Here is a 22,958-nt window from a genome sequence, read left to right on the forward strand (position 1 = left end):
CCGTGCCGGGGAAGGCTCAACCAAGAAGAAAAGGAAACCGCACTATGTTTCTCAGCGACATGCTGAACAAGAAGCTCAACCTGCCGAAGCCCTCCGAGGCGCTGCCCGGCCGCGACCGGCCGATCCCGACTGCATCGAAGCACTTCGTCTCGAACAGGCCGCTCAAGGGTCCTTATCCCGAAGGGCTGGAAACGGCGATGTTCGGGCTGGGTTGCTTCTGGGGCGCCGAGCGCCTGTTCTGGCAGGTCGAGGGCGTCTGGGTCACGGCGGCCGGCTATGCCGGCGGCGTCACGCCCAACCCGACCTATCAGGAAACCTGCACCGGGCTCACAGGCCATGCCGAAGTCGTGCTCGTCGTCTACGATCCCAAGATCGTGTCCTATGCCGAGCTTTTGAAGCTGTTCTGGGAAAGTCACGACCCGACGCAAGGCATGCGCCAGGGCAATGATGTCGGCACCACCTACCGCTCGGCGATCTATACGTTCAACGACGCGCAGTACCAGGCGGCGCTCGCCTCGCGCGATGCCTACGAGGCTTCGCTGCGCGGTGCCGGACGCGGCAAGATCACCACCGAGATCGCACCGGCGCCGGAATTCTACTTCGCCGAGGAAGACCACCAGCAATATCTGGCGAAGAACCCCTACGGCTATTGCGGCCTGCGGGGAACCGGCGTCTCCTGCGCCATTCCGGCCGCCGTCTCCGCCTGATTATGCCCCTGACGCAAGGAATATGCTGTGGCGCCGCGATGCGGCGCCATGCTTTTCCAAAGGGTCAAAATTCCACGTGAATTTTGTTTCGGGCCGTGCCAGATTGACCCGAAGCGGGAGGAAGACACTCCTGCCTGACGCTGCATGCCTGCCGGAGAACCGGGCCGGCATGCGGTGCATAATGGACAAATAACCGACAGGGGTGTGGATCACATGAAACGTATCGTTCTCGGCCTTATGGCCGCAGCTGCAATGGTTCTCCCGGCCTTCGCCGCGGACATTCAACCCGCGATCCTCTATGATCTCGGCGGCAAGTTCGACAAGTCGTTCAACGAAGCGTCCTTCAACGGCGCCGAAAAGTTCAAGACCGAGACCGGCATCCCCTATGTGGAATTCGAGGTCAGCAACGCCACCCAGCGCGAGCAGGCGCTGCGCCGCTTCGCCGAGGACGGCCGCAATCCGATCGTCATGGCTGGCTTCTCCTGGGCCGACGCGCTTGACAAGATCGCCACCGAGTTCCCCGACACCAAATTCGCCATCATCGATATGGTCGTCGACAAGCCCAATGTCCGCTCCCTGGTCTATAAGGAGCAGGAAGGCTCGTACCTCGTCGGCGTGATGGCGGCGATGGCTTCCAAGACCAAGAAGGTCGGCTTCGTCGGCGGCATGGATATTCCGCTGATCCGCAGGTTCGGCTGCGGCTATGTAGGCGGCGCCAAGGCGGCCGGCGCCACCGACGTCATCCAGAACATGACCGGCGATACGCCGGCAGCCTGGAACGATCCGGCCAAGGGCGGCGAGATCGCCAAGACGCAGATCGACCAGGGCGCCGACGTAATCTACGCGGCGGCAGGCGGCACCGGTGTCGGCGTGCTGCAGGCAGCGGCCGACGCCGGCAAGCTCGGCATCGGCGTCGATTCCAACCAGAACGGCCTGCAACCCGGCAAGGTGTTGACCTCCATGGTCAAGCGCGTCGACGTTGCCGTCTACAACACCTTCATGGATGCCAAGAACGGCAAGTTCACGGCCGGCGTCAACGATCTCGGCCTCAAGGAAGGCGGCGTCGACTACGCCATGGACGACAACAACAAGGCGCTTGTCGACGACGCGATGAAGGCAGCGGTCGAAAAGGCCAAGGCCGACATCATCGCCGGCACCATCAAGGTGCACGACTACATGTCGGACAATGCCTGCCCGTATTGATTGATCGACATTGAAGACTGACGAGCCGCCGGGTGAAAGCCCGGCGGTTTTGCATTGTCAGCCGCTCACCAGTGCGGCGGCTTGGTCACCGGCACGTCGGGTGCGGCCTGTTCCTCCAGCGCCAGGAAGCGCTCGGCCAGCGCGTCGAGCTTGCGCTGCATGCGCTCGATCACCTTCCACTGCTCGGCGATCTGGCCTGACAGTTCCTCGATTGTCTTCTCCTGCTCGGCGGCGCGGATTTCCAGCGTCGTCAGCCGGTGGTCGGGCATGTGGGCGGGCATGGTCATCTCAAATCCTCGATCAGGCGATTGTGCAGGCTGCGGCCACGTTGGAAATTGACAAGCATGGCGGGATTTGTCGAGAGTGAACCCTGCTCCGGGCAATTGACATAGACCCAATTGGCATAGACTGGGCGTCATGCTAGGCGTTTGACCAAGCGGTAAAAAAATAACAGTGGGAACAGGCTGCATGGCGCAAGCCGCAATCGAGCTGATCGGCATCGACAAGAGCTTTGGCGCCGTGCGCGCCAACCGCGACATCAATCTGGAGATTATGCGGGGCACCATCCATGGCATCGTCGGTGAGAACGGCGCCGGCAAGTCGACGCTGATGTCGATCCTCTATGGTTTCTACCAGGCCGATTCCGGCGAAATCCGTGTCGGCGGCCAGCCGGCATCGATCAAGACACCGAATGATGCGATCGCGCTCGGCATCGGCATGGTCCATCAGCATTTCATGCTGGTCGACAATTTCTCGGTCCTGGAAAACGTCATTCTCGGCGCCGAAAGCGATGCACTGCTGAAGAAGAGCATCGCCAAGGCGCGTTCCGAGCTGGAGCGGCTCGAGCGCGAATACGGGCTCGAAGTCGATCCCGACGCCATCATCGAGGAGTTGCCGGTCGGCCTGCAACAACGCGTCGAAATCCTCAAGGCGCTCTATCGCGGCGCCGAAATCCTGATCCTCGACGAGCCAACGGGCGTGCTGACGCCGGCCGAGGCCGACCATCTGTTCCGCATCCTCAGGCAGCTGAAGGAGCAGGGCAAGACGATCGTGCTGATCACCCACAAGCTGCGCGAGATCATGGCGATCACCGACACCGTCTCGGTGATGCGCCAAGGCACGATGGTGGCGACACGCGAAACTAGGAAGACCACGGTCGAGGAACTGGCGGAGCTGATGGTCGGCCGGCGCGTGCTGCTGCGCGTCGAGAAGGGCGAGGCGAAGGCCGGCGGCGTCAAGCTCGCGGTCAAGAACCTGACGGTCAAGGATTCCCGCGGCGTCACCATGGTCGACGACGTCTCCTTCGACGTCCATGCCGGCGAGATCGTCGGCATTGCCGGCGTCGCCGGCAACGGGCAGTCCGAATTGCTCGAGGCGATTTCCGGCATCAGGCATGCCGTTTCGGGCTCGGTCATGCTCGACGGCAAGCCGATCGACCTCACCGGCGCCGCCGACCCTGGCGAGCTGCGCGAGCGCGGCCTTGCTCATGTGCCGGAGGACCGCCATCACGTCGGGCTGGTGCTGGCCTTCGAGGAGAACGAGAATTCGATCCTCGGCTACCAGGACGATGAGCGCTATCTGAAGGGGCCGTTTCTCGACATCGACGCCATCCGTGACGATGCCCGGGACAAGATCGTCAAATATGACATCCGCCCGGCGGACTGCCGCCTCAAGACCGCCAATTTCTCCGGCGGCAACCAGCAGAAGATCGTGCTGGCGCGGGAAATGGAACAAGATCCCGGCGTGTTGATCGTCGGCCAGCCGACGCGCGGCGTCGATGTCGGCGCCATCGAATTCATCCACAAGCGCCTCATCGCCATGCGCGACCAGGGCAAGGCGGTGCTGGTGGTTTCGGTCGAACTCGACGAGATCCGCTCGCTGTCCGACCGCATCCTGGTGATGTTTGCCGGCCGCATCGTCGGCGAACGCGGCCCCGACGCGACCGAGGGCGAGCTCGGCCTGCTGATGGCCGGCGTCGAGCAGCGCGAGGCGGCGGAATGAGCACTCCCTATGCCAAGCTCCCGGCCTGGGCCGACTACGTGCTGATCCCGCTGATCAATCTGTTCGTCGCCTTCGTCGTTGCCGGCTTCGTCGTCATATTGGTCGGTGAGAACCCGTTGCGCGCGGCTGTCATCCTGGTCGAGGGCGCCTTCGGTCGCGGCCAAGGCATCGCGTTTACACTTTTCTATGCTACCACCTTCATCTTCAGCGGGCTTTCGGTGGCGGTTGCGGCGCATTGCGGCCTGTTCAACATCGGTGGCGAGGGCCAGGGCTATATCGCCGGTCTCGGTATCGGCATCGTTTGCCTGGCCTTCGACAGCGTGCTGCCCTGGTGGCTGACCTTCCCGATTGCCATTATCGCCGCCGCGGCGATGGGCGCGCTGTGGGCGCTGATCCCGGCCTATCTGCAGGCCAAGCGCGGCTCGCACATCGTCATAACCACCATCATGTTCAACTTCATCGCCGCCAGCGTCATGGTCTATGCGCTGGTGGGGATGCTGAAGCCGCCCGGCTCGATGGCGCCGCAGACGCGCACCTTCCTCGAAGGCGCGCAATTGCCGAAGCTCAACTGGGTCATCGAATTGTTCGGCGCCAAAATCCGTTCGGCGCCATTCAACGTCAGTTCCCTGCTGGCGCTAGCCATGGCCTTTCTGGTGTGGGTGCTGATCTGGCGCACGAAGCTCGGCTACGAGATGCGCACCTATGGCCACAGCCCGAAAGCGGCGCGTTATGCCGGGATTTCGGAGATACGCATCATCATCATTGCGATGATGATCTCGGGCGCGTTGGCCGGCATGATGGCGCTCAACCCGACGATGGGCGACCAGCACAATGTCGCGCTCGAATTCGTTTCGGGCGCCGGTTTCGTCGGCATCGCGGTGGCGCTGATGGGTCGCCTGCACCCGGTCGGCATCGTGCTGGCGGCGATCCTGTTCGGCATGCTCTACCAGGGCGGCGCCGAGCTCGCCTTCGAGATGCCGGCGATCAGCCGCGACATGATCGTCATCATCCAGGGCCTCGTGATCCTGTTCGCCGGCGCGCTCGAGCATATGTTCCGGCCCTATGTCCAGGCGTTGTTCGCCTCGCTCAGCCCGAAATCGGTCGGCATGGAAGCGGTCAAAGGGAAGGGCGCCTGAGATGGATTTCTTCAACGCCATCGTACAGGTCCTGGACTCGACCATCCGCCTTTCGGTCCCCTTGCTGCTCGCCTGCCTCGCCGGCCTCTATTCGGAGCGGGCCGGCGTCTTCGACATCGGGCTCGAGGGCAAGATGCTTGTCGGCGCCTTCGCCGGTGCGGCCGCCGCCTCGGTCTTCCACTCGGCCTATCTCGGCCTCGGCATGGCCATCCTCATCTCGGTTGCCTTCGCGCTGATCCACGGCTTTGCCTCGATCACCCATCGCGGCAACCAGATCGTTTCCGGCGTCGCGATCAATTTCATTGCCGCCGGATCGACGATCATGCTCGGCCAGGCCTGGTTCCAGCAAGGCGGGCGCACGCCGGCGCTGGCTGCCGGCGAGCGCTTCGAAGCAATCATCTGGCCGGGCGCGGATGCGCTCAGGGGCGTTCCGATTCTCGGGCCGATCTATTCGGAACTCATCTCCGGCCACTCCGTGCTGGTCTATCTCGCCTTCCTGGCCGTGCCGTTCACCTGGTGGGTGCTGTTTCGCACCCGCTTTGGGCTCCGCCTGCGCGCTGTCGGCGAGAACCCGGCTGCGGTCGACACCGCCGGCATCTCGGTCGCCTGGCTGCGCTACCGGGCGCTGATTTGCACCGGCGTGCTCACCGGCATTGCCGGCGCCTATCTGTCGATGGTGCAGAATGGCGGCTTCGTGAAGGACATGACCGCCGGCAAGGGCTACATCGCGCTGGCCGCGCTGATCTTCGCCAAATGGAAACCGGTCAACGCCATGTTCGCCTGCCTGCTGTTCGGCTTCCTCGACGCCGCGTCGATCCGCCTGCAAGGCACGCCGCTGCCGCTGATCGGCAAGGTGCCGGTGCAATTCATGCAGGCGCTGCCCTATGTGCTGACCGTCATCCTGCTTGCCGGCTTCATCGGCAAGGCAATCCCGCCGCGCGCCGGCGGCGTGCCTTATGTCAAGGAACGCTGATCTATCATGACTCATGATCTGTTCGAAGCGGCGAAAGCCGCCATGGCCAAGGCCTATGCGCCCTATTCGAAATTTCCGGTCGGCGCGGCGTTGCGCACCGAGGACGGGCGTGTCTTCACCGGCGCCAATGTCGAGATCGCGTCCTATCCTGAGGGCTGGTGCGCCGAAACCACCGCGCTCGGCCACTACGTCATGGGCGGCGGCGGCAAGATCACGGAAATCGCCGTGATCGCCGAACGCGTGGCAAAATGCTCGCCCTGCGGCGGCTGCCGGCAGCGGCTGGCCGAATTCTGCCGGCCGGAAACGAAGTTCTATCTCTGCGATGACAGCGGCGTGGTCGAGACCGTGACCATGGGCGAGTTGTTGCCATACGGGTTTGAAGGCGATGTGCTGAAATGAAGGAAGCGCTCGATCACCTCGTCGAAAGGCTGGATGGGCTGGCGCCGACCACGGCCTTGGTGCTGGGGTCAGGGCTTGGCGGGCTCGTCGACCAGGTCGAGGATGCGGTGCGCATCTCCTACGCCGACTTGCCGGGGTTTCCCCGAAGCGGTGTCAGCGGCCATGCCGGCGAGGTGGTGGCGGGGCTCTTTGCCGGCACGCCGGTGCTGATGCTGTCCGGCCGCGCACACTATTACGAGCACGGCAACGCAGCGGCGATGCGGCCGGCGTTGGAAGTGCTCGCCGGCATCGGCATCTCCCGGCTGATCCTCACCAACGCCGCCGGTTCGGTCGATCCCGGGATGGGGCCGGGCTCGGTAATGCTGATCACCGACCACATCAATTTCTCGGGGTCCAACCCGCTGATCGGCGAACCGAGCGACCGCCGTTTCGTCGGCCTGACCGAAGCCTATGACGCCGATCTCCGCTCCGCCATCGAGCGGGCGGCGAAGGCGACCGGTACCATGCTGCACAAGGGCGTCTATATGTGGTTCTCCGGCCCATGCTTCGAGACGCCCGCCGAGATCCGCATGGCGCGCGTCATGGGCGCCAACGCGGTCGGCATGTCGACGGTGCCGGAGATCATTCTCGCGCGCTTCCTCGGGCTGCGCGTCGCCGCCTGTTCGGTCGTGACCAACCTTGCCGCTGGCATGACCGGAGCCGAGCTGTCGCACCAGGAGACCAAGGACATGGCGCCGGTCGGCGGTGCGCGGCTGGCGACCATCCTGCAGCGTGTTTTTCAGGACGGGCTTCCGGAGCACAGGGTCGACGCCTGATGCTTCCCCAGGAAATCATCCGCCGCAAGCGCGACGGGCAGAAGCTCTCGGCTGAGGAGATCGCGTTCTTCATCGAGGGCTTGGCCGCCGGCACCGTTACCGACGCACAGGTCGGTGCCCTCGCCATGGCAGTATTCTTCAACGGCATGAGCCGCGACGAGGCGGTGGCGCTGACTATGGCGATGCGCGATTCCGGCGATGTGCTCGACTGGTCGGATCTGCCCGGCCCGGTCACCGACAAGCATTCGACGGGCGGCGTCGGCGACAATGTCTCCTTGATGCTGGCGCCGATCGTCGCTGCCTGCGGCGCCTATGTGCCGATGATTTCCGGCAGGGGTCTGGGCCATACCGGCGGCACGCTGGACAAAATGGATGCCATCCCCGGCTATATCAGCCAGCCGGATGTTGCGCGCTTCCGCAAGACCGTGCTTGAAACCGGCTGCGCCATCATCGGCCAGACCGCAGACCTCGCACCCGCCGACGCCAGGCTCTACGCGATCCGCGATGTGACGGGAACGGTCGAATCCGTGCCGCTGATCACCGCCTCGATCCTGTCGAAGAAGCTGGCGGCCGGCCTTGGTTCGCTGGTGCTCGACGTCAAGGTCGGCAACGGCGCCTTCATGGAGAAATCGCGCGACGCAACCGCGCTGGCCAACAGCCTGGTCGAGGTCGCCAATGGCGCCGGCCTGAAGGCATCGGCGCTGGTCACCGGCATGAACGAGCCGCTGGCCTCCGCCGCCGGCAATGCGGTCGAGATGCGCAACGCCGTCGATTTTCTCACCGGCCGCTTTCGCGACCGGCGGCTGGAGGACTTGACGCTGGCGCTGGCCGCCGAGATGCTGCAATCGGCAGGCCTGGTGTCGTCCAACCAGGACGGCCTGCGCCGCGCCGCCGAGACGCTGGCCGGCGGCCGCGCCGCTTCCATCTTCGCGCGCATGGTGGCGGCACTGGGTGGTCCCGCCGACTTTGTCGACAATCCGGAAAAATATCTGCCGAAAGCGGCAACGGAATTCGCGGTCAAGGCGAGCGCGAACGGCTTTGTCTCCGGCATCGCGACGCGCGAGATCGGGCTTGCCGTGGTCGGGCTTGGCGGCGGGCGGACGCGGCCCGACGACAGGATCGATCACGCCGTCGGCATCACCAGGCTGTTGCCGGTCGGCGCCGAAGTGCGGGCCGGCGAAGCGCTGGCACTAGTCCATGCCCGAAATACCGGGGATGCCGAAGCGGCCGCGGCCGTCGTGCTTTCGGCCTATACGATCGGCCCTTCCAGACCGGCCACGGAGAAAACCGTCATCCGGCGGATCCTGCCGCGCGGATAGAGCCCATTCCGATGGTATCGAATGGGCTCTATCTTTCTTGGACCATGATCTTGTCCGACGACCGGTCCCCTTTTCGCTGGCGTGGACCTGCGGTTCGGGATCACTGCCTACTGAACCAGCAGCAGCGTGCCGTCTTCGACCTGGTATTTTTCGAGCCGCTGCAGAAAGCTCATGCCGATCAGGTTGGTGTGCAGCGCCCTGTCGTCGAGCACGACGGCCTCGACGCCCTCGACGGTGATCCTGCCGATCTGCAGCCGATCAATCGTCACCACGGCGGCCTTGATCGCACCGTTGGCGGTGTTGACCTGATGGCTGAAGTCCGTCGGATTGAGCGAGATGCCGATCCTGCGCGCGGTCGAACTGTTGATGGCGACGAGCGTCGCGCCGGTATCGATCATGCCGTCGATCTGTCGGCCGTTCAACTTGAAGACCGACATGAAATGCCCGCGCGCGTCCGCGGTGACGACGACCTTGCGGCCGAGCGGCTGCGGCGTCGCCGGCCTGTCCCGAACGGCGGCGAGATTCAGGTCGGTTTGGGTGTCGGCCGGCCTGGCCCCGATGGCGGATTTCAACAGCCGCTCGATTACCTGTGAATTGGACTGATATACGATCGGCAGCGATGCCGACGTTCCGGCAAACACGCCAAGGATGAGAAGCTTGCGCAGCATGGACCGGCCTTTGTGGTTGCCGATCCTTAGTCCGACATGGTGTTTGCCGCTTTAACGAATGCGGAAACCAGCCGTTTGCGTAAACAGTCGGTAAACGGATCTATTTGGTGCCGTACATGCGGTCGCCGGCATCGCCAAGGCCGGGCATGATGTAGCCCTTCTCGTTGAGCTGGCGGTCGATGGAAGCGGTGAAGACGGGAACATCGGGATGCGCGTGGGTGAACCGCTCAAGGCCCTCTGGTGCCGCCAACAAGCAGAGGAAGCGGATGTTGGTGGCACCGCGGCCTTTCAGCTTGTCGATCGCCGCGATCGCCGAATTGGCGGTCGCCAGCATCGGGTCGACGACGATCACCAGCCGGTCGGCGAGGTCGCCCGGCGCCTTGAAGAAATACTCGACCGCTTCCAGCGTCTCATGGTCGCGGTAGAGGCCGATATGGGCGACACGCGCCGCCGGCACCAGATCGAGCAGGCCTTCGAGCAAGCCGTTGCCGGCGCGCAACACCGAGGCGAAAACCAGTTTCTTGCCCTCCAGCGTCGGCGCCTCCATCGTCTCGATCGGCGTCTCGATCGTCGTCGTCGTCAGTTCCAGGTTGCGGGTGACCTCGTAGCCGAGCAGCAGCGAGATCTCGCGCAGCAGCCGCCGGAAGCCGGCCGTCGAAGTCTCTTTCTTGCGCATGATGGTCAGCTTGTGCTGGACAAGCGGATGGTCGACGACGGTGACGCCCTTCATGGTGTTCTCCAACTGCGCAAGTGAATGGTGAATGGTGAATAGTGAATAGTGAACTGGTTTGCGAGTCCTTGGTGCGCGGCAAAGCCCGCAGTTGACGGACCGAAGCGCCGGGTGAGCCATTCACCATTCACCTGCCCTTGGCGCCGAGCCTGCCCAGCAGCGCCGCCCTGGTCTTCCTGTCGACGAAGGCTGCCTCGATGGCCGTCCTGGTGACGGCGGTGAGCGCCTTGTCGTCCATCGCAAAATGCTCGGCGGCGATGTCGTATTCGCGTTTCAGCGAGGTCCAGAAATAGGGCGGGTCATCTGAGTTGAGCGTCACCTTGCAGCCCGCCGCCTTCAAGGCGGGAAAGGGATGGTCGGCGAAACTGTCAAAGATTTTCAGCGCGATGTTGGAGCCGGGGCAGCATTCGAGCACGACGCCTTCGTCGGCGATGCGCCGCACGAGATCGGGGTTCTCGATGGCGCGCACGCCATGGCCGATGCGAGACGGGCGGATGTGGTCGAGTGCCGCCTCGACGCTCTCCCAGCCCATCAATTCGCCGGCATGCACGGTGATGCCGAGGCCGGCCTCGCGGGCGATCTCGAAGGCCCTGACATAATCTTCCAGATCACCTATCCGCTCGTCGCCGGCGACGCCGAAACCGGTGACCAGCGGATGCCCACACCGGGCGGCGAAACGTGCCGCCCGTTCGATCGATTCGACACCGAAATTGCGCACGCCGGTGACGATCATGCGGCCTTCGATGCCGGTCTTCGCCTTGGCGCGGGCCATGCCTTCGCCGAGCGCGTCGGTATAGGCCTTCGGCGACAGCCCAGCCTTGCTTGCATGGTCGGGCGAGGTGAAAACCTCGGAATAGATGGCGCCGTCGCGGGCGAGGCTGGTCAGGTAGTGATCGGCCAGCCGCGCATAGTCTTCTTCGGTGCGGAACAGGTCCGACGAGAAGTCGTAGGCGGCGAGGAAAGAGGTGAAGTCGTGCCACACGAAGGAGCCGTCCTGGATGTAGGGCGAGGCATCCTTGCCGTATTTCTCAGCCTGGCGGAGGACGAGTTCAGGCGCCGCTGCCCCTTCGATGTGGCAGTGCAGTTCTGCTTTCAAAGGCATTCAATTATCCCGTCAGGCTTTTTTTCTTATGACGCAAGTTCCTGTCGGAACCGTGTGACACTTTTCCGGAACCTGCTTCGAAGCGCGGCCGAACACCGCGCCTTAAACAATAGCGCCCGCACCATCGATCGGCTATGGTCCCGCCGATTTTATGGCGGATCAAAACGATGTCGGTTGAAAGAACCACTGCTGCGGGCGGCATGGAAACCTCCTATGGTTTCAAGCGGGTAGGACCAGGCGACAAGCAGTCCCTGGTCAATGATGTTTTCCACAAGGTGGCGAACCGCTACGACCTGATGAACGACCTGATGTCGGCGGGGTTGCATCGGTTGTGGAAGGACGCCTTGGTCGCCTGGCTCAATCCACCGAAGCGGCCGGGCTGGAGCGTTCTCGACGTTGCCGGCGGCACCGGCGATGTCGCCTTCCGCATCGTCGAGGCGAGCGGCAGGCACGCTCATGCAACGGTTCTCGACATCAACGGCTCGATGCTCGCGGTCGGCCGCGACCGGGCCGAGAAAAAGGGCCTGTCGGCAAATACCGATTTCGTCGAAGCCAATGCCGAGGAACTGCCTTTTGCCGACGCTACTTTCGACGCCTACACCATCGCTTTCGGCATCCGCAACGTGCCGCGCATCGATGTGGCGCTCGCCGAAGCCTATCGCGTGCTGAAGCCCGGCGGGCGCTTTCTCTGCCTTGAATTCTCCGAGGTCGAGATGCCGCTGCTCGACAAAGTCTACGAAGCATGGTCGTTCAACGCCATCCCGCGGATCGGCAAGATGGTGACCGGCGATGGCGAGCCATATTCCTATCTGGTCGAATCGATCCGCAAATTTCCCAATCAGCAGAATTTCGCGACGATGATTTCGCGCGCGGGCTTCGAGCGCGTCTCATTCCGCAACTACTCCGGCGGCATCGCCGCGCTCCACTCGGGCTGGAAGCTTTGAAGCTGGCCCGTATCCTTCGTACTCAATGTGCTCTTCGCCGGTCTAGGAAATCGGCGGGGCAAAGCCAGCCATGAGCAGCATCGGCGCTGGTTTCAGGCTCGTGCGGGCCGGCTGGGTGCTGGTCCGCGAGGGTGTCATCGCGGCTTTGCCCGGTGACGAGCTCTTCGGCTTGCCGAAATTCGGCTGGCGCATGGCCCGGCTGTTCACCCGCCGTCACGCGCTTGCCTATGAGCGTGGCGACAGGCTGGCCAAGGCGGTCGTGCGGCTCGGCCCGTCTTACGTCAAGCTCGGCCAGTTCCTGGCGACACGGCCGGATGTCGTCGGAAACGATATCGCGCTTGATCTTGCCATGCTGCAGGACAAGATGCAGACGTTTCCGAAGGCCGAGGCTGTCGCCGCGATAGAGGCCTCGCTCGGACGCAGGGTCGACGAGCTCTATGTCAGTTTTGGCGAGGCCGTGGCCGCCGCCTCGATCGCCCAGGTCCATACCGCCGAAATCCTGCAGAACGGCGTCGTTACCCGGGTGGCGGTGAAGGTCATCCGGCCGGGCGTGCGCCGCCGCTTCTTTCGCGATCTCGAGAGCTATTTTCTCGCCGCCCGGCTGCAGGAAAAATACATCCCGTCGTCGCGCCGGCTGCGGCCGGTCGAGGTGACCGAGACACTGGCCCAGACGACCAAAATCGAAATGGACCTGAGGCTGGAGGCGGCGGCTTTTTCGGAGCTTGGCGAGAATACCAAGGACGATCCCGGCTTCCGTGTGCCGTCGGTCGACTGGGAGCGCACCGGTCGTGACGTGCTGACCATGGAATGGGTCGACGGCATCAAGATGAACGACATTGCCGGCCTAGCCGCCGCCGGCCACGACCTGAAGGCGATTGCCGCCAACCTCGTTCAGTCGTTTCTGCGCCATACGCTGCGTGACGGTTTCTTCCACGCCGACATGCACCCGGGCAACCTGTTTATCGAAGCCGACGGCACCATCGTCGCCGTCGATCTCGGCATTGCCGGCCGGCTCGGCAGGAAGGAGCGCCGGTTCCTCGCCGAAATCCTCTACGGCTTCATTACGCGCGATTACCAGCGCGTCGCCGAAGTGCATTTCGAGGCCGGCTACGTGCCGCGCCAGCACAATGTTGCGGCTTTCGCCCAGGCGATCCGGGCGATCGGCGAACCGATCCACGGCCAGCCGGCCGAGACCATCTCGATGGCCAAGCTGTTGACGCTGCTGTTCGAGGTGACCGACCTGTTCGACATGGCGACGCGATCCGAACTGGTGCTGCTGCAGAAGACCATGGTCGTTGTCGAAGGCGTCGCCCGCACCCTCGACCCGGCCTTCAACATGTGGAAGACGTCGGAGCCGGTGGTCAGCGGCTGGATTGCCCGCAATCTCGGCCCGCGCGCGCTGCTGGCCGATGCGCGCGACGGTGCCAGCGCGCTGCTGGCGCTGGCGCGTCAGGCGCCGGACCTCGCTGCCCGTACCGAGCGGCTGTCGCGTGAGATCGACCTGATGGCCGAAAACGGCCTGCGCTTCGACGAGGGGACGGCGGACGCGATCGGCAAAGCCGAGGCGCGCCACACCCGCTCCGGCCGGCTGGCGCTGTGGGTGATCGCGCTGACGCTGGTGTATATCGCCTGGAAGCTGCTCTGATTGCAATGACAGCAGTGCTGTCATTGCAATCACGCCGCTTGTCGCTTATGTAACGGCGAGGAGCTACGCTATGAGCACTATCACAATCCGTAATCTTGATGACGAAGTGAAGCAGGTGCTGCGCGAACGCGCTGCCGCGCGCGGCGTTTCGATGGAGCAGGAAGCGCGGGATGCCTTGCGCAAAGTGACGATCCCCGAGAGCAAGCTCCAGAACGGGGAGTGGCGGCTGAAAGCGTCACGTGACGAGATCTTGGCGCTCGGACGGAAATCAGAACACCCCATTGACCTCAAAGCGCTTACTGATCACATGTGGGATGAGGGACTTCTGTGACCGTTGCAGTTGATACGTCTGCGTTAATCGCAATCATCGGCGCAGAGCCGGATGCGGCTGCATTCGTCGATGTTTTCGGCACCTCATCTGCTGTACTGATAAGCACTGCAACACTTCTGGAGGCACATTGTGTGGCGAACCGGTCCAGCGGTGGCATCAACCCCGCCGAACTTCAGGTGCTCATCGACCGCCTCGAACTGACGGTCGTTCCTTTTGATCTGGCTCAGCTCGAGGTCGCACGACTTGCCTACTCTCGGTACGGTCGCGGATCCCGCCATCGTGCTGACCTCAACATGGGCGACTGTTTCGCCTATGCCCTGGCCAAGACCCGAAACCTGCCGCTACTTTTCAAGGGTGACGATTTCATCCATACCGACATCGAATCGGCGCTGAAGCCGGCATGACATTGGACAAGAACTGGCCTCGGGCATGACCCTCTCCGGCAAGCGCATCCTGCTCATCATCGGCGGAGGCATTGCTGCCTACAAGGCGCTCGACCTGATCCGTCGGCTGCGCGAGCGCGGTGCGGCAGTGCGGGTGGTGATGACCGCCGCGGCGCAGGAATTCGTCACCACGCTGTCGGCCGGGGCGCTGTCCGCCGACCATGTTTTCACCGAACTGTTCGACCGGCAGGACGAGCACGATATCGGCCATATCAGGCTGTCGCGCGAGGCCGACCTTGTGGTCGTGGCGCCGGCCACCGCCGACCTGATGGCAAAGCTCGCCAATGGCCATGCCAACGACCTTGCCTCGACCGTGCTCATCGCCACCGACAAGCGAGTTTTGATGGCGCCGGCGATGAACCCGAAAATGTGGGCGCATCCGGCGGTCCGCCGCAACCGTGCGGCGCTGAGCAAGGACGGCGTCGCATTCGTCGGCCCGGCGAAGGGCGAGATGGCCGAGAGCAACGAGGTGGGCGAGGGCCGCATGGCCGAGCCGCTGGAGATCGTCGCCGCGATCGAGGCGCTGCTCGACGGCCGGCCAAAGCCGCTGGCAGGCAGGAAGATCATTGTCACCTCCGGGCCGACGCATGAGCCGATCGACCCGGTCCGCTACATCGCCAACCGGTCGTCGGGCAAGCAGGGCCACGCCATTGCGGCGGCGCTGGCCAGGCTCGGCGCCGATGTGCGTCTCGTCTCCGGTCCGGTTGGCATTGCCGATCCGGCCGGCGTCGCCACGCTGCATGTCGAAACGGCCGTCGAGATGAAGGACGCTGTCGAGCAGCTGCTGCCGGCCGACGCGGCAGTGTTCGTCGCGGCTGTCGCCGACTGGCGCACTCAAAGTTCGGCCGGGGAAAAGATCAAGAAGGTGGCGGGCGAGGGGCCGCCGGCGCTGCAGATGGTGGAAAATCCCGATATTCTTGCCGGTGTCGGGCATCACAAAAAGCGGCCGATGCTGGTGGTCGGTTTCGCTGCGGAGACGCAGGATCTGGTCAGGAATGCCGAGGCCAAGCTTGCAAAAAAGGGGGCCGATCTTATCGTCGCCAATGATGTCTCGCATGAAGATGGTGCTCCGGGCGTGATGGGCGGCGACCGCAACAAGGTGCGGATCGTCTCAAAGGCCGGCGTCGAGGAATGGCCGGAGATGAGCAAGGATGAGGTGGCGACGCGGCTCGCGGCACTGATCGCCGAGCGGCTGAAGACGGTCGTCGTCTAAAGCGCGTCGCGTTCGACCGGCCTCATGTGACGCGCTTTAGGTTCTTGTTTTGATGCATGTCGTTACCGCAAAACCGCTGCACACCTTTGCGCGACATGCATTGGTCAATCTTCCCTGCGAAGGGGGAGATCGGCAGCTTCGCTGGCGGCGCCCCCGAAATCCGCAAGGCGGCAAGGCATCCCAGGATCCCGAGCGGGATAAACGCCAGGAACAGCCAGGCAGCGACGTTTGCCGCGGCCTCGCGGTTCAGGCCCTCTGAAAAGCCGCTGGCGTTGGCTACGATGCCGGTCAATGCCGCACCCACCGCATAGCCGATGCGCTGCATGGTCGGCACGGCGGCCGAGGCGATCGTCTGCTCGCCTTCCTTGGCCGATACCACGATGACACGCGTGACGAACGGCCAGGCTATGCCGAAGCCGCCGCCTTGCAACAAAGCACAAAACAGGATCAGCGGGATCGAGCCGGCCGGCACCGTATAGGCGAAACCGGCGACGCCCGTGGCGACCATCAGCGCCCCGCCGACGATGATCAGCCGCTCGCGCTCCGGTGGCGCATTGGCGACGAGGATCGACAGGATCGACCAGGCGATCGATTCGGCGGCGATGATGTAGCCGGTGGTCAGGATCGGAATGCCGTGAAGGCTGGTCAGAAGCAGTGGTCCGTAGACCGCGAACGAGCAGGTCGCCACCGAAAACGCCGCGACCATGGTCATGCCCGCGCCGACCGACGAGCGCCATGAGAACAGCCGCGACGGGAACAGGCGCGAGCGCGGCTTCAGTGCGTCGATATAGATAAACAGCGCCAGGCCGATCAGGCCGAGGGTGAGCAGCAGCGACGAGCGCAGCAGGGCGATGTCGACGCCGGCAGTGGCAATCAGCACGACGCTGCCGGCGAGGCAGCCAAGTGCCGCAAAGGGGAAGGGCGGCGCCGAGCCGCCCGTCGCCTGCGGCCTCGTTGCTTCAGGCGTATCGAGCACGAGGAAGCTTGCCAGCGCCATGGCCGTGCCTCCCAGGGTGAAGACGCCGAAGGCCCAGCGCCAGGACGAGAATTCGGTCATGACCGCGCCGAGCACCGGCCCGCTGAAAGCGGCGACACCCCAGATCGCCGACATGACGCCGAAAAGCTGCGGCCAGATCGCGCGGGCAAACAGCCGCTCGACCGAGACGAAGGCCAGCGACACCAGCGCGCCGCCACCGAGCCCTTCGATCAGGCGGCCGCAGAGGAACAGCGGCATCGAAGGCGCGGTGGCGCAGACCAGCGCGCCGGCGGCATAGAGTATTGCGGCGACCATCATGTTGGTACGCAGCGCGACATAGCTCACCAGCCGTCCGGCGGCCGCACCGGCAACGATGGCGCCGAGCTCGTAGATCGCCAGCGACCAGCCGACCAGTTGCACGCCGGCAAGTTCGCCGACCATGGCCGGCATGACCGTTGCTACCATGGTTTCGTTGGTGGCGTGCAGCAGAATGCCGAGGCTGATGAAGCAGAAGCGCGCCAGATCGCCGCTCGCCCACAGCGCGCGCCAATCGACCCCGTTTGTGCTTGTTTTGGTCATCCAGTCCCCCAGGCTTTCTCAGACGCTGGTCTAAAGTATTGGAGCGTTCTTCACGTCCAAATGAGTACATGCCGCAGTATGGGAGGACTTCTAGAACCTCAACCGGAGTTGAGATCAAGCGGTTTTGATCGCCGTTGACGTGGCGGATTTCAAATTGCGCGATGGGGGACGATCACGAGGCGTTGAGATTCTGGTCAGACCGAAGACAAGCAATATTGGATCGCCGCAATCTTCGGTCACGGTAACGGCATGAACACAGTTGCCATGCCGTGATCTTCGAGCGCCGCAACTTTGAACATCAGGGCGGCCCATCCTCTGCGGAGTGGGCCTGCCGGAATCTATGAACCTTCGGCAGCTATTCGCAGGCCGACACCTACGCTCCCCGCCGCTCGGGAGCCATGCCGCGCCGCTATTTGAACGAATGGATCAGGTCCAGCGAGGTGACGGCGACCGCCAGGTTGACGCCCGTCTGTGCCTGGACACTGAGCGGCTGCAGCGAAAAGGCGCTGTCGAGGCCGCCGACCAGGAGATTGGCGCCGCCACCGGTGACCACGCTGGCCTCGGCGTTCACGCCATAGTAGCTGCCGGCAAGGTCGCCTTCATCGTGATTGCGGGTCGCCGCCAGAACCGCCCATACCAGCTGGCCCTGATGCGTCCGGCCGACATCGACGCCGAGCTTGGAAATCACCCCGGTATAGACTTCGGAGGGGCCGCCACGATGTGGACGAAAGACACAGGAAACACCCTTGTTGGAGGTGACGAGATAGGCCGTGCCGCCGTCGATGGTGCAGTCGAGCACGCCGAGCTGGAGCTTGCTGGCGCTGGCGGGAGCGGCAACGACGGTCGTCGCGAAAGCGGCGGCACAAGCGAGTTTCTTGATCATGGCAGGGTCCTTTCGAAATTGCCTTGTACAAACGGCTGAGCACGCCGAGCGTTCCGCCGACAACTTGGCGCCAGCAAGGCAAGGGTAAACGCAGGGTTGTCGGGGCGCGGAAAGGGCCGCCCGATTAACCGGCCGCTCAGCCGGTGCTGGTGCGGGCCAGGCCGTCCTTGGCCGGCTGGTAGGTCGGATTGAGGTGCACGGCCTCGCGGTATGATTTCGCGGCCCTGACCTTGTCGCCGCGCCGCTCGTAGATCAGCGCCTGGTTGGACCACGCCTCGGCGTTCTTACCGTCGAGCTTGATGGCCATATTGAAGTCGGCGAAGGCATTGTCCTCGTCGTTCATGGCCAGGTAGGAGAGGCCGCGTCCATTGTAGGGCTCGGAGGCGTCCGGCGCCAGCGAAATGGCGGTCGAGAAATCCTCGATGGCAAAGGCGTGCTGGCCCTGGCTCTGGTAGATCAGGCCGCGATTGTGATAGGCGCGCGCGTCGGTCGTGTCGAGCTGGATGGCCTTCTGGAAATCGTTGAAGGCTTCCTGCACCCGGCCCGCCCTGCGGTAGAGATTGCCGCGGCCGATATAGGCGGCGTCATAGTTGGGATTGATCTGGATCGAGCGGTTGTAGTCGGCAAGCGCGCTCGCCTGGTCGCCGAGGAAGCGCTGGATGAGCGCGCGGTTCGAATAGGCCTGGTAAAAATTCGGATTGAGCTGGATGGCGGTGTTGAAGTCCTTCAGCGCCGCCTGGTACTGGCCGCCGCGGCCATAGGCCGAGCCGCGCACATTGTAGGCTTCCGGATCCTGGGGGTTGCGCTGGATCACCGCCGACAGCGAGGAGATGTTCTCGCTCGAGGCTTGCGCCTTGTCGATGTTGTTGAACTCGCCGGTCGGAACGCTCTGGCAGCTGGCAAGCGCCATCCCGGAAAGCAGGGCTGCCGTCAGGGCGAGGCCGCGCCACGCGGTTCTGCGCTCTACGGTAATTGCGTCCATGTCTGCCCTGTCCTTACTGCGCCGTCTGGTCCGTTCCCCCTCCGAACCGGCATCTCTCCCAACCGGTCCTTTCGAACCGGGTCTACATCACAACAAAAAGGTGGCGGCGATTCCGCATCGCGCCACCCTGGATATCCTTGGAAAAGGACGAAAAATTGGCGTCAGAACCGCGGCGGACGCGGGGCACCGGCACCGGCAGCACCGGCCGCGACCGGACGCGGCGTCATCGGCAGCAGGCCTTCGCGCTGGGCACGCTTGCGGGCCAGCTTGCGGGCACGGCGCACGGCTTCCGCCTTTTCACGGGCGCGCTTCTCGGAGGGCTTCTCGTAATGTCCGCGCATCTTCATTTCGCGGAAGATGCCTTCGCGCTGCATCTTTTTCTTGAGCGCGCGAAGCGCCTGATCAACATTGTTGTCGCGGACGAGTACCTGCACGGGCAATCCTGTCTTTCGGGTTTGAAATCAATAGGCAAGCGGCCATAGCCACAAGCCTCCGCGGCGCGTTACACCACGAATTGGGGCGGCTGATAGCAGAATCAAGGCGCTCTGTCCACTGCCGATTGAGAGGCGGTGCCGACCTCGAAACGAAAAAACCCGCCTCAGCGGCGGGTCGTTGGTGTGAATCAGCACCATATTGAGATTAGTAGCATAGCTGCCGGCACAAAGCAAGAACAAAATTCGCCGTGGGCCAGATAGGCGTCGCTACACCGTGGCCAGGTGGAGCTGCTCGAAACCTTCGAAGAACTCGCCGTAGTCGCAGGTTATCTCCTCGCCGGCGGCGATGTCGCGGGTCGCAGTGGCCCCGCCATATTGCGAAAAGTCGGTGTTCGGCTTGTCGGCGTGGTTCATGAAACGGCCATTGTCGACCTCATAGACCATGAAGCCCGGCCGGTCCGGACTGGGATAGGCATATCTGTCGAGCAATTCCTTGAGGTGCGGCGGCGCCGTCTCGTATCTTTCCACCGGGATCAGCCGGTCGAAGTCCGGATCGAGCCGCCAGATCTGCGCCCCTTTCCGGATCGGCTCGGCGGCGAACACACCGACGCCTTCGATTGCGCTTGCAGCGATATAGGTCCTGATCAGCAGCATGTTTCCAACCCGTTTTCGAGGAGAAGACGGAATCGTCAAATCGCCGGGAAAAGCAAGACCGGTTTTCAGGCATTGCGGCTTGCGGGCCTAGGCCGACCGCGAAACGCTTCACGTGCGGGTGATCGAGACGCCGCCGTCGGCGAACAACGCCGTGCCGGTGGTGAAGCTCGATGCATCGGAAGCCAGATAGAGCGCCGAGCGGGCGATCTCGTCAGGCTCGGCGACGCGCTTCAAGGCATGCAGGTTTTCGACGAAGGCTCGCGATTCAGGTGTCTTGAACGTTGCCGAGGGCGTGTCGGTGCCGCCCGGCAGCAGCGCGTTGACCCGCACGCCCCTAGCGCCATATTCGGCGGCCAGCACCTGCGTCAATCCGATCAGTCCGGCCTTGCTCGCGGCATAGCTGGTCATGCCGGGCATGCCGACCGTGTGGCCGACAAAGGTGGAGGTGAAGATCAGCGATCCGCCGCCGCGGTCGACCATCGCCGGCACCTGATATTTTGCGCCGAGAAAGGCGCTGGTCAGGTTGGTGTCGAGCGTCTCGCGCCAGCCCTCCAGCGACAGCTCCGAAACCGGCCCGGTCTTGCCGACCGAACCGGCATTGTTGAAGGCGATGTCCAGCCCGCCGAATTTCTCGACCGCCAGGTCGACCAGGGCCTTCGCGTAGGCTTCGTCGCGGACATCGCCGGCAAGGGCGATGGCGGTGCCGTCGGCGTCTTCGATTTCGGCAACGAGCGCGTCAAGCTCCGCCTTGCGGCGGGCAGCGACGACCACCTTGGCGCCTTCCTCCGCAAACAGCTTGGCCGTGGCGCGGCCTATGCCGGAACTGGCGCCAGTGACGATGGCGATCTTGTTGGCAAGTGCGAGCATTTTTTTTTGCATCCTTTTTTCGCGCCGGCATTTTGCCGGCAATTGGATGCTTGGTCGCAAATGGGGTTGGTCGGAGCCACCCGATACGTGCAAGGTGCTTCAGATGTGGTTTGATCGCTCCATCACGTCGCATGCCTCTTTTTCATCACGGCGCAAAACGGCAAGCGCCGTCGCAAACAGTGCAAGGCTGGCAGCGCCGTTTCGCTAGTGATACAAGCTCGCGCGCCGGGGTTGGCTGATCTGCCCGGCCGTCATTTGCGAGGCCTGCGACGTTGAAGAAATACTCGGTATTCGCCATCGCCCGCGAGGCCATGCGCGGCCACAAGGGTTGGGAGGAACAGTGGTCCTCGCCGGAGCCGAAGAAGGAGTACGACGTCATCATCGTCGGCGCCGGCGGCCACGGCCTGGCCACCGCCTATTATCTCGCCACCGTGCACGGCATCACCAACGTCGCGGTATTGGAAAAAGGCTGGCTCGGCGGCGGCAATACCGGCCGCAACACCACCATTATCCGCTCGAACTATCTCTACGACGAGAGCGCCGGAATCTACGATCACGCGCTGAAGCTGTGGGACGGGCTCAGCCAGGAGCTCAACTACAACGTCATGTATTCGCCGCGCGGCGTCATGATGCTGGCCCATAACATCCACGACATCCAGGTGCTGCAGCGCCACGTCCATGCCAACCGGCTGAACGGCATCGACAACGAATGGCTGACGCCGGAGCAGGCCAAGGAATTCTGCCCGCCGCTCAACATTTCGCGCAATGCGCGCTATCCGGTGATGGGCGCCTCCCTGCAGCGCCGCGGCGGCACGGCGCGTCACGATGCGGTCGCCTGGGGCTATGCGCGCGGCGCCTCGGCGCGCGGCGTCCACATCATCCAGAATTGCGAGGTCACCGGCGTCAAACGGGCGCCGAACGGCGCGGTCACGGGCGTCGAGACGACGCGCGGCTTCATCGGCGCCAGGAAGATCGGCGTGGTCGCCGCCGGCCACTCCTCGGTGATCATGAACATGGCCGGCGTGCGTATGCCGCTGGAAAGCTATCCGCTGCAGGCGCTGGTGTCGGAGCCGGTCAAGCCGGTGGTGCCCTGCGTAGTCATGTCGAACACGGTGCATGCCTATATCTCGCAGTCCGACAAGGGCGAACTGGTCATCGGCGCCGGCACCGACCAGTATGTCTCCTATTCGCAGACCGGCGGGCTGCACATTTTGCAACATACGCTCGATGCGATCTGCGAGATGTTCCCGATCTTCACCCGTATGAAGATGCTGCGCTCATGGGGCGGCATCGTCGACGTGACGCCGGACCGTTCGCCGATCCTGGCCAAGACGCCAGTGCCCGGCCTCTATGTCAATTGCGGTTGGGGCACGGGCGGTTTCAAGGCGACGCCGGGTTCGGGCCATGTCTTTGCCCATACCATCGCCAGGGACGATCCGCACCCGATCAACGCGCCCTTCACCATCGAGCGCTTCCGCACCGGCCGCCTCATCGACGAGGCGGCGGCGGCAGCGGTGGCGCACTGATGATGACCGAGATGGCCGTCGCCATGCCGCTGATGCTCGCCGGCGAGCAAGGCCTGTTCCATTTTCCGTCGCCGGACGAGGTGCGCACGCAGCCGATCAGCCGCGCCGAAAACGAGACCGAATGGCCGTTTTCCGTCGACGACGGCATTCTGGCCTGCGTCTGGAGCGGCGGACAAAGGGTCGTCTCGTTTCTTGAAGGCCGGCCGGCGGATCTGGACGACGACGAGCCGTTCGAACCGCGCGTCGTCATCGTCACGGTCGATCCGGTCCTGCTGACGATCGGCAACATGGCCAACCGCGACCTCTTCAGCCCTGCGGCAAGCATCGAGGAGCGCATCCGGCTCGTCGCGCCCTTCGTGACCTTGGGCCAGAGGCTTTGCGACCAACCGGCCGGCGCCCGCCTCGGCCACGGCGAATTGTAGGACCAA

Annotated in this window: 25 protein-coding genes; 15 read left to right on the forward strand and 10 right to left on the reverse strand. The window is 63.8% G+C overall.

Annotated elements, in window-relative coordinates:
* The first annotated feature begins 44 nt into the window (after positions 1-44).
* Both msrA and NKI63_RS04880 read left to right on the forward strand, forming a co-directional pair.
* Positions 45-707 carry a peptide-methionine (S)-S-oxide reductase MsrA gene (msrA, locus tag NKI63_RS04875; protein WP_352509893.1) on the forward strand — a complete coding sequence of 221 codons (663 nt, stop codon included), beginning with the start codon at positions 45-47 and terminating at the stop codon, positions 705-707.
* Positions 708-920: 213 nt separating this feature from the next.
* Positions 921-1,910, forward strand: coding sequence for a BMP family lipoprotein (locus tag NKI63_RS04880; protein WP_254816859.1), 990 nt, complete (start codon positions 921-923; stop codon positions 1,908-1,910).
* A gap of 65 nt (positions 1,911-1,975) precedes the next feature.
* On the opposite strand, the gene NKI63_RS04885 is transcribed toward NKI63_RS04880, so the two are convergent.
* Positions 1,976-2,197: a SlyX family protein gene (locus NKI63_RS04885; RefSeq protein WP_352509891.1), complete on the reverse strand. Its 222-nt coding sequence runs from the start codon at positions 2,195-2,197 to the stop codon at positions 1,976-1,978.
* A gap of 181 nt (positions 2,198-2,378) precedes the next feature.
* Here NKI63_RS04885 and NKI63_RS04890 point away from each other — a divergent pair, with 181 nt between their 5' ends.
* From NKI63_RS04890 to deoA, 6 genes are read left to right on the forward strand one after another with little or no spacing between them, the layout of a single operon-like run.
* The gene (locus NKI63_RS04890; protein WP_352478115.1) at positions 2,379-3,911 is read left to right on the forward strand and encodes an ABC transporter ATP-binding protein; all 1,533 of its coding nucleotides are present in this window, start codon (positions 2,379-2,381) and stop codon (positions 3,909-3,911) included.
* Positions 3,908-5,047, forward strand: a complete 1,140-nt coding sequence (locus tag NKI63_RS04895) for an ABC transporter permease (RefSeq protein ID WP_352509890.1) — start codon at positions 3,908-3,910, stop codon at positions 5,045-5,047. Before NKI63_RS04890 ends, NKI63_RS04895 begins: the two co-directional genes overlap by 4 nt.
* Position 5,048: 1 nt before the next feature.
* The gene (locus NKI63_RS04900) at positions 5,049-6,020 is read left to right on the forward strand and encodes an ABC transporter permease (protein WP_352509889.1); all 972 of its coding nucleotides are present in this window, start codon (positions 5,049-5,051) and stop codon (positions 6,018-6,020) included.
* Between the two features lie 6 nt (positions 6,021-6,026).
* Positions 6,027-6,419 (forward strand): cytidine deaminase, encoded by a 393-nt coding sequence (gene cdd, locus NKI63_RS04905; RefSeq protein ID WP_352509888.1) that lies wholly within the window; start codon positions 6,027-6,029, stop codon positions 6,417-6,419.
* The gene (locus tag NKI63_RS04910; RefSeq protein WP_352820623.1) at positions 6,416-7,234 is read left to right on the forward strand and encodes a purine-nucleoside phosphorylase; all 819 of its coding nucleotides are present in this window, start codon (positions 6,416-6,418) and stop codon (positions 7,232-7,234) included. The genes cdd and NKI63_RS04910 overlap by 4 nt, the downstream gene beginning before the upstream one ends.
* Positions 7,234-8,553: a thymidine phosphorylase gene (gene deoA, locus NKI63_RS04915; protein WP_352687985.1), complete on the forward strand. Its 1,320-nt coding sequence runs from the start codon at positions 7,234-7,236 to the stop codon at positions 8,551-8,553. The genes NKI63_RS04910 and deoA overlap by 1 nt, the downstream gene beginning before the upstream one ends.
* 107 nt (positions 8,554-8,660) lie before the next feature.
* Here the strand turns inward: deoA and NKI63_RS04920 are convergent, their stop codons facing one another.
* From NKI63_RS04920 to NKI63_RS04930, 3 genes are all read right to left on the reverse strand, one after another.
* Positions 8,661-9,221 (reverse strand): TIGR02281 family clan AA aspartic protease, encoded by a 561-nt coding sequence (locus NKI63_RS04920; protein ID WP_352506393.1) that lies wholly within the window; start codon positions 9,219-9,221, stop codon positions 8,661-8,663.
* A gap of 100 nt (positions 9,222-9,321) precedes the next feature.
* A complete protein-coding gene (gene upp / locus NKI63_RS04925) occupies positions 9,322-9,951 on the reverse strand; it encodes a uracil phosphoribosyltransferase (protein ID WP_254816867.1) in 630 nt (209 codons plus the stop codon).
* A gap of 127 nt (positions 9,952-10,078) precedes the next feature.
* A complete protein-coding gene (locus tag NKI63_RS04930; RefSeq protein WP_254816868.1) occupies positions 10,079-11,053 on the reverse strand; it encodes an adenosine deaminase in 975 nt (324 codons plus the stop codon).
* A gap of 167 nt (positions 11,054-11,220) precedes the next feature.
* On the opposite strand from NKI63_RS04930, the gene ubiE reads away from it, so the two are divergent.
* The 5 genes from ubiE (at position 11,221) to coaBC (ending at position 15,629) form a co-directional block, all read left to right on the forward strand.
* Positions 11,221-11,997: a bifunctional demethylmenaquinone methyltransferase/2-methoxy-6-polyprenyl-1,4-benzoquinol methylase UbiE gene (gene ubiE, locus NKI63_RS04935; protein ID WP_352506392.1), complete on the forward strand. Its 777-nt coding sequence runs from the start codon at positions 11,221-11,223 to the stop codon at positions 11,995-11,997.
* Between the two features lie 70 nt (positions 11,998-12,067).
* Positions 12,068-13,642, forward strand: coding sequence for a 2-polyprenylphenol 6-hydroxylase (gene ubiB, locus NKI63_RS04940; protein ID WP_352506391.1), 1,575 nt, complete (start codon positions 12,068-12,070; stop codon positions 13,640-13,642).
* A gap of 70 nt (positions 13,643-13,712) precedes the next feature.
* Positions 13,713-13,973 (forward strand): FitA-like ribbon-helix-helix domain-containing protein, encoded by a 261-nt coding sequence (locus NKI63_RS04945; protein WP_254816871.1) that lies wholly within the window; start codon positions 13,713-13,715, stop codon positions 13,971-13,973.
* On the forward strand, positions 13,970-14,377 hold the full coding sequence (locus tag NKI63_RS04950) for a type II toxin-antitoxin system VapC family toxin (protein WP_352506389.1): 408 nt from the start codon (positions 13,970-13,972) through the stop codon (positions 14,375-14,377). Before NKI63_RS04945 ends, NKI63_RS04950 begins: the two co-directional genes overlap by 4 nt.
* A gap of 25 nt (positions 14,378-14,402) precedes the next feature.
* Positions 14,403-15,629, forward strand: a complete 1,227-nt coding sequence (gene coaBC, locus NKI63_RS04955; protein WP_254816873.1) for a bifunctional phosphopantothenoylcysteine decarboxylase/phosphopantothenate--cysteine ligase CoaBC — start codon at positions 14,403-14,405, stop codon at positions 15,627-15,629.
* Between the two features lie 22 nt (positions 15,630-15,651).
* On the opposite strand, the gene NKI63_RS04960 is transcribed toward coaBC, so the two are convergent.
* From NKI63_RS04960 to NKI63_RS04985, 6 genes are all read right to left on the reverse strand, one after another.
* A complete protein-coding gene (locus tag NKI63_RS04960) occupies positions 15,652-17,184 on the reverse strand; it encodes an MFS transporter (protein WP_352776971.1) in 1,533 nt (510 codons plus the stop codon).
* A gap of 409 nt (positions 17,185-17,593) precedes the next feature.
* Complete coding sequence (locus tag NKI63_RS04965) at positions 17,594-18,067, reverse strand: DUF992 domain-containing protein (RefSeq protein WP_352506387.1); 474 nt, start codon at positions 18,065-18,067, stop codon at positions 17,594-17,596.
* A gap of 136 nt (positions 18,068-18,203) precedes the next feature.
* Positions 18,204-19,049, reverse strand: coding sequence for a tetratricopeptide repeat protein (locus NKI63_RS04970; protein WP_352478138.1), 846 nt, complete (start codon positions 19,047-19,049; stop codon positions 18,204-18,206).
* 161 nt (positions 19,050-19,210) lie between these two features.
* A complete protein-coding gene (gene rpsU, locus NKI63_RS04975; RefSeq protein ID WP_023675331.1) occupies positions 19,211-19,483 on the reverse strand; it encodes a 30S ribosomal protein S21 in 273 nt (90 codons plus the stop codon).
* Between the two features lie 267 nt (positions 19,484-19,750).
* Positions 19,751-20,137, reverse strand: coding sequence for an SET domain-containing protein (locus NKI63_RS04980; protein WP_352506386.1), 387 nt, complete (start codon positions 20,135-20,137; stop codon positions 19,751-19,753).
* Between the two features lie 108 nt (positions 20,138-20,245).
* Positions 20,246-21,004: an SDR family oxidoreductase gene (locus tag NKI63_RS04985; protein ID WP_352506385.1), complete on the reverse strand. Its 759-nt coding sequence runs from the start codon at positions 21,002-21,004 to the stop codon at positions 20,246-20,248.
* Positions 21,005-21,276: 272 nt separating this feature from the next.
* On the opposite strand from NKI63_RS04985, the gene NKI63_RS04990 reads away from it, so the two are divergent.
* Both NKI63_RS04990 and NKI63_RS04995 read left to right on the forward strand, forming a co-directional pair.
* Positions 21,277-22,530, forward strand: coding sequence for a sarcosine oxidase subunit beta (locus tag NKI63_RS04990; RefSeq protein ID WP_352506384.1), 1,254 nt, complete (start codon positions 21,277-21,279; stop codon positions 22,528-22,530).
* On the forward strand, positions 22,530-22,952 hold the full coding sequence (locus NKI63_RS04995) for a hypothetical protein (protein WP_352506383.1): 423 nt from the start codon (positions 22,530-22,532) through the stop codon (positions 22,950-22,952). Before NKI63_RS04990 ends, NKI63_RS04995 begins: the two co-directional genes overlap by 1 nt.
* Positions 22,953-22,958 lie beyond the last annotated feature (6 nt).

Source organism: Mesorhizobium sp. M0410 (assembly GCF_040321435.1).
Taxonomy (GTDB): domain Bacteria; phylum Pseudomonadota; class Alphaproteobacteria; order Rhizobiales; family Rhizobiaceae; genus Mesorhizobium.

What these genes read in the sequence shown, in the direction of transcription:
- msrA (WP_352509893.1), top strand. Translation starts at nt 45, where the DNA reads ATGTTTCTCAGCGACATGCTGAACAAGAAGCTCAACCTGCCGAAGCCC.
- NKI63_RS04880 (WP_254816859.1), top strand. Translation starts at nt 921, where the DNA reads ATGAAACGTATCGTTCTCGGCCTTATGGCCGCAGCTGCAATGGTTCTC.
- NKI63_RS04885 (WP_352509891.1), bottom strand. Translation starts at nt 2,197, where the DNA reads ATGACCATGCCCGCCCACATGCCCGACCACCGGCTGACGACGCTGGAA.
- NKI63_RS04890 (WP_352478115.1), top strand. Translation starts at nt 2,379, where the DNA reads ATGGCGCAAGCCGCAATCGAGCTGATCGGCATCGACAAGAGCTTTGGC.
- NKI63_RS04895 (WP_352509890.1), top strand. Translation starts at nt 3,908, where the DNA reads ATGAGCACTCCCTATGCCAAGCTCCCGGCCTGGGCCGACTACGTGCTG.
- NKI63_RS04900 (WP_352509889.1), top strand. Translation starts at nt 5,049, where the DNA reads ATGGATTTCTTCAACGCCATCGTACAGGTCCTGGACTCGACCATCCGC.
- cdd (WP_352509888.1), top strand. Translation starts at nt 6,027, where the DNA reads ATGACTCATGATCTGTTCGAAGCGGCGAAAGCCGCCATGGCCAAGGCC.
- NKI63_RS04910 (WP_352820623.1), top strand. Translation starts at nt 6,416, where the DNA reads ATGAAGGAAGCGCTCGATCACCTCGTCGAAAGGCTGGATGGGCTGGCG.
- deoA (WP_352687985.1), top strand. Translation starts at nt 7,234, where the DNA reads ATGCTTCCCCAGGAAATCATCCGCCGCAAGCGCGACGGGCAGAAGCTC.
- NKI63_RS04920 (WP_352506393.1), bottom strand. Translation starts at nt 9,221, where the DNA reads ATGCTGCGCAAGCTTCTCATCCTTGGCGTGTTTGCCGGAACGTCGGCA.
- upp (WP_254816867.1), bottom strand. Translation starts at nt 9,951, where the DNA reads ATGAAGGGCGTCACCGTCGTCGACCATCCGCTTGTCCAGCACAAGCTG.
- NKI63_RS04930 (WP_254816868.1), bottom strand. Translation starts at nt 11,053, where the DNA reads ATGCCTTTGAAAGCAGAACTGCACTGCCACATCGAAGGGGCAGCGGCG.
- ubiE (WP_352506392.1), top strand. Translation starts at nt 11,221, where the DNA reads ATGTCGGTTGAAAGAACCACTGCTGCGGGCGGCATGGAAACCTCCTAT.
- ubiB (WP_352506391.1), top strand. Translation starts at nt 12,068, where the DNA reads ATGAGCAGCATCGGCGCTGGTTTCAGGCTCGTGCGGGCCGGCTGGGTG.
- NKI63_RS04945 (WP_254816871.1), top strand. Translation starts at nt 13,713, where the DNA reads ATGAGCACTATCACAATCCGTAATCTTGATGACGAAGTGAAGCAGGTG.
- coaBC (WP_254816873.1), top strand. Translation starts at nt 14,403, where the DNA reads ATGACCCTCTCCGGCAAGCGCATCCTGCTCATCATCGGCGGAGGCATT.
- NKI63_RS04960 (WP_352776971.1), bottom strand. Translation starts at nt 17,184, where the DNA reads ATGACCAAAACAAGCACAAACGGGGTCGATTGGCGCGCGCTGTGGGCG.
- NKI63_RS04965 (WP_352506387.1), bottom strand. Translation starts at nt 18,067, where the DNA reads ATGATCAAGAAACTCGCTTGTGCCGCCGCTTTCGCGACGACCGTCGTT.
- NKI63_RS04970 (WP_352478138.1), bottom strand. Translation starts at nt 19,049, where the DNA reads ATGGACGCAATTACCGTAGAGCGCAGAACCGCGTGGCGCGGCCTCGCC.
- NKI63_RS04980 (WP_352506386.1), bottom strand. Translation starts at nt 20,137, where the DNA reads ATGCTGCTGATCAGGACCTATATCGCTGCAAGCGCAATCGAAGGCGTC.
- NKI63_RS04985 (WP_352506385.1), bottom strand. Translation starts at nt 21,004, where the DNA reads ATGCTCGCACTTGCCAACAAGATCGCCATCGTCACTGGCGCCAGTTCC.
- NKI63_RS04995 (WP_352506383.1), top strand. Translation starts at nt 22,530, where the DNA reads ATGATGACCGAGATGGCCGTCGCCATGCCGCTGATGCTCGCCGGCGAG.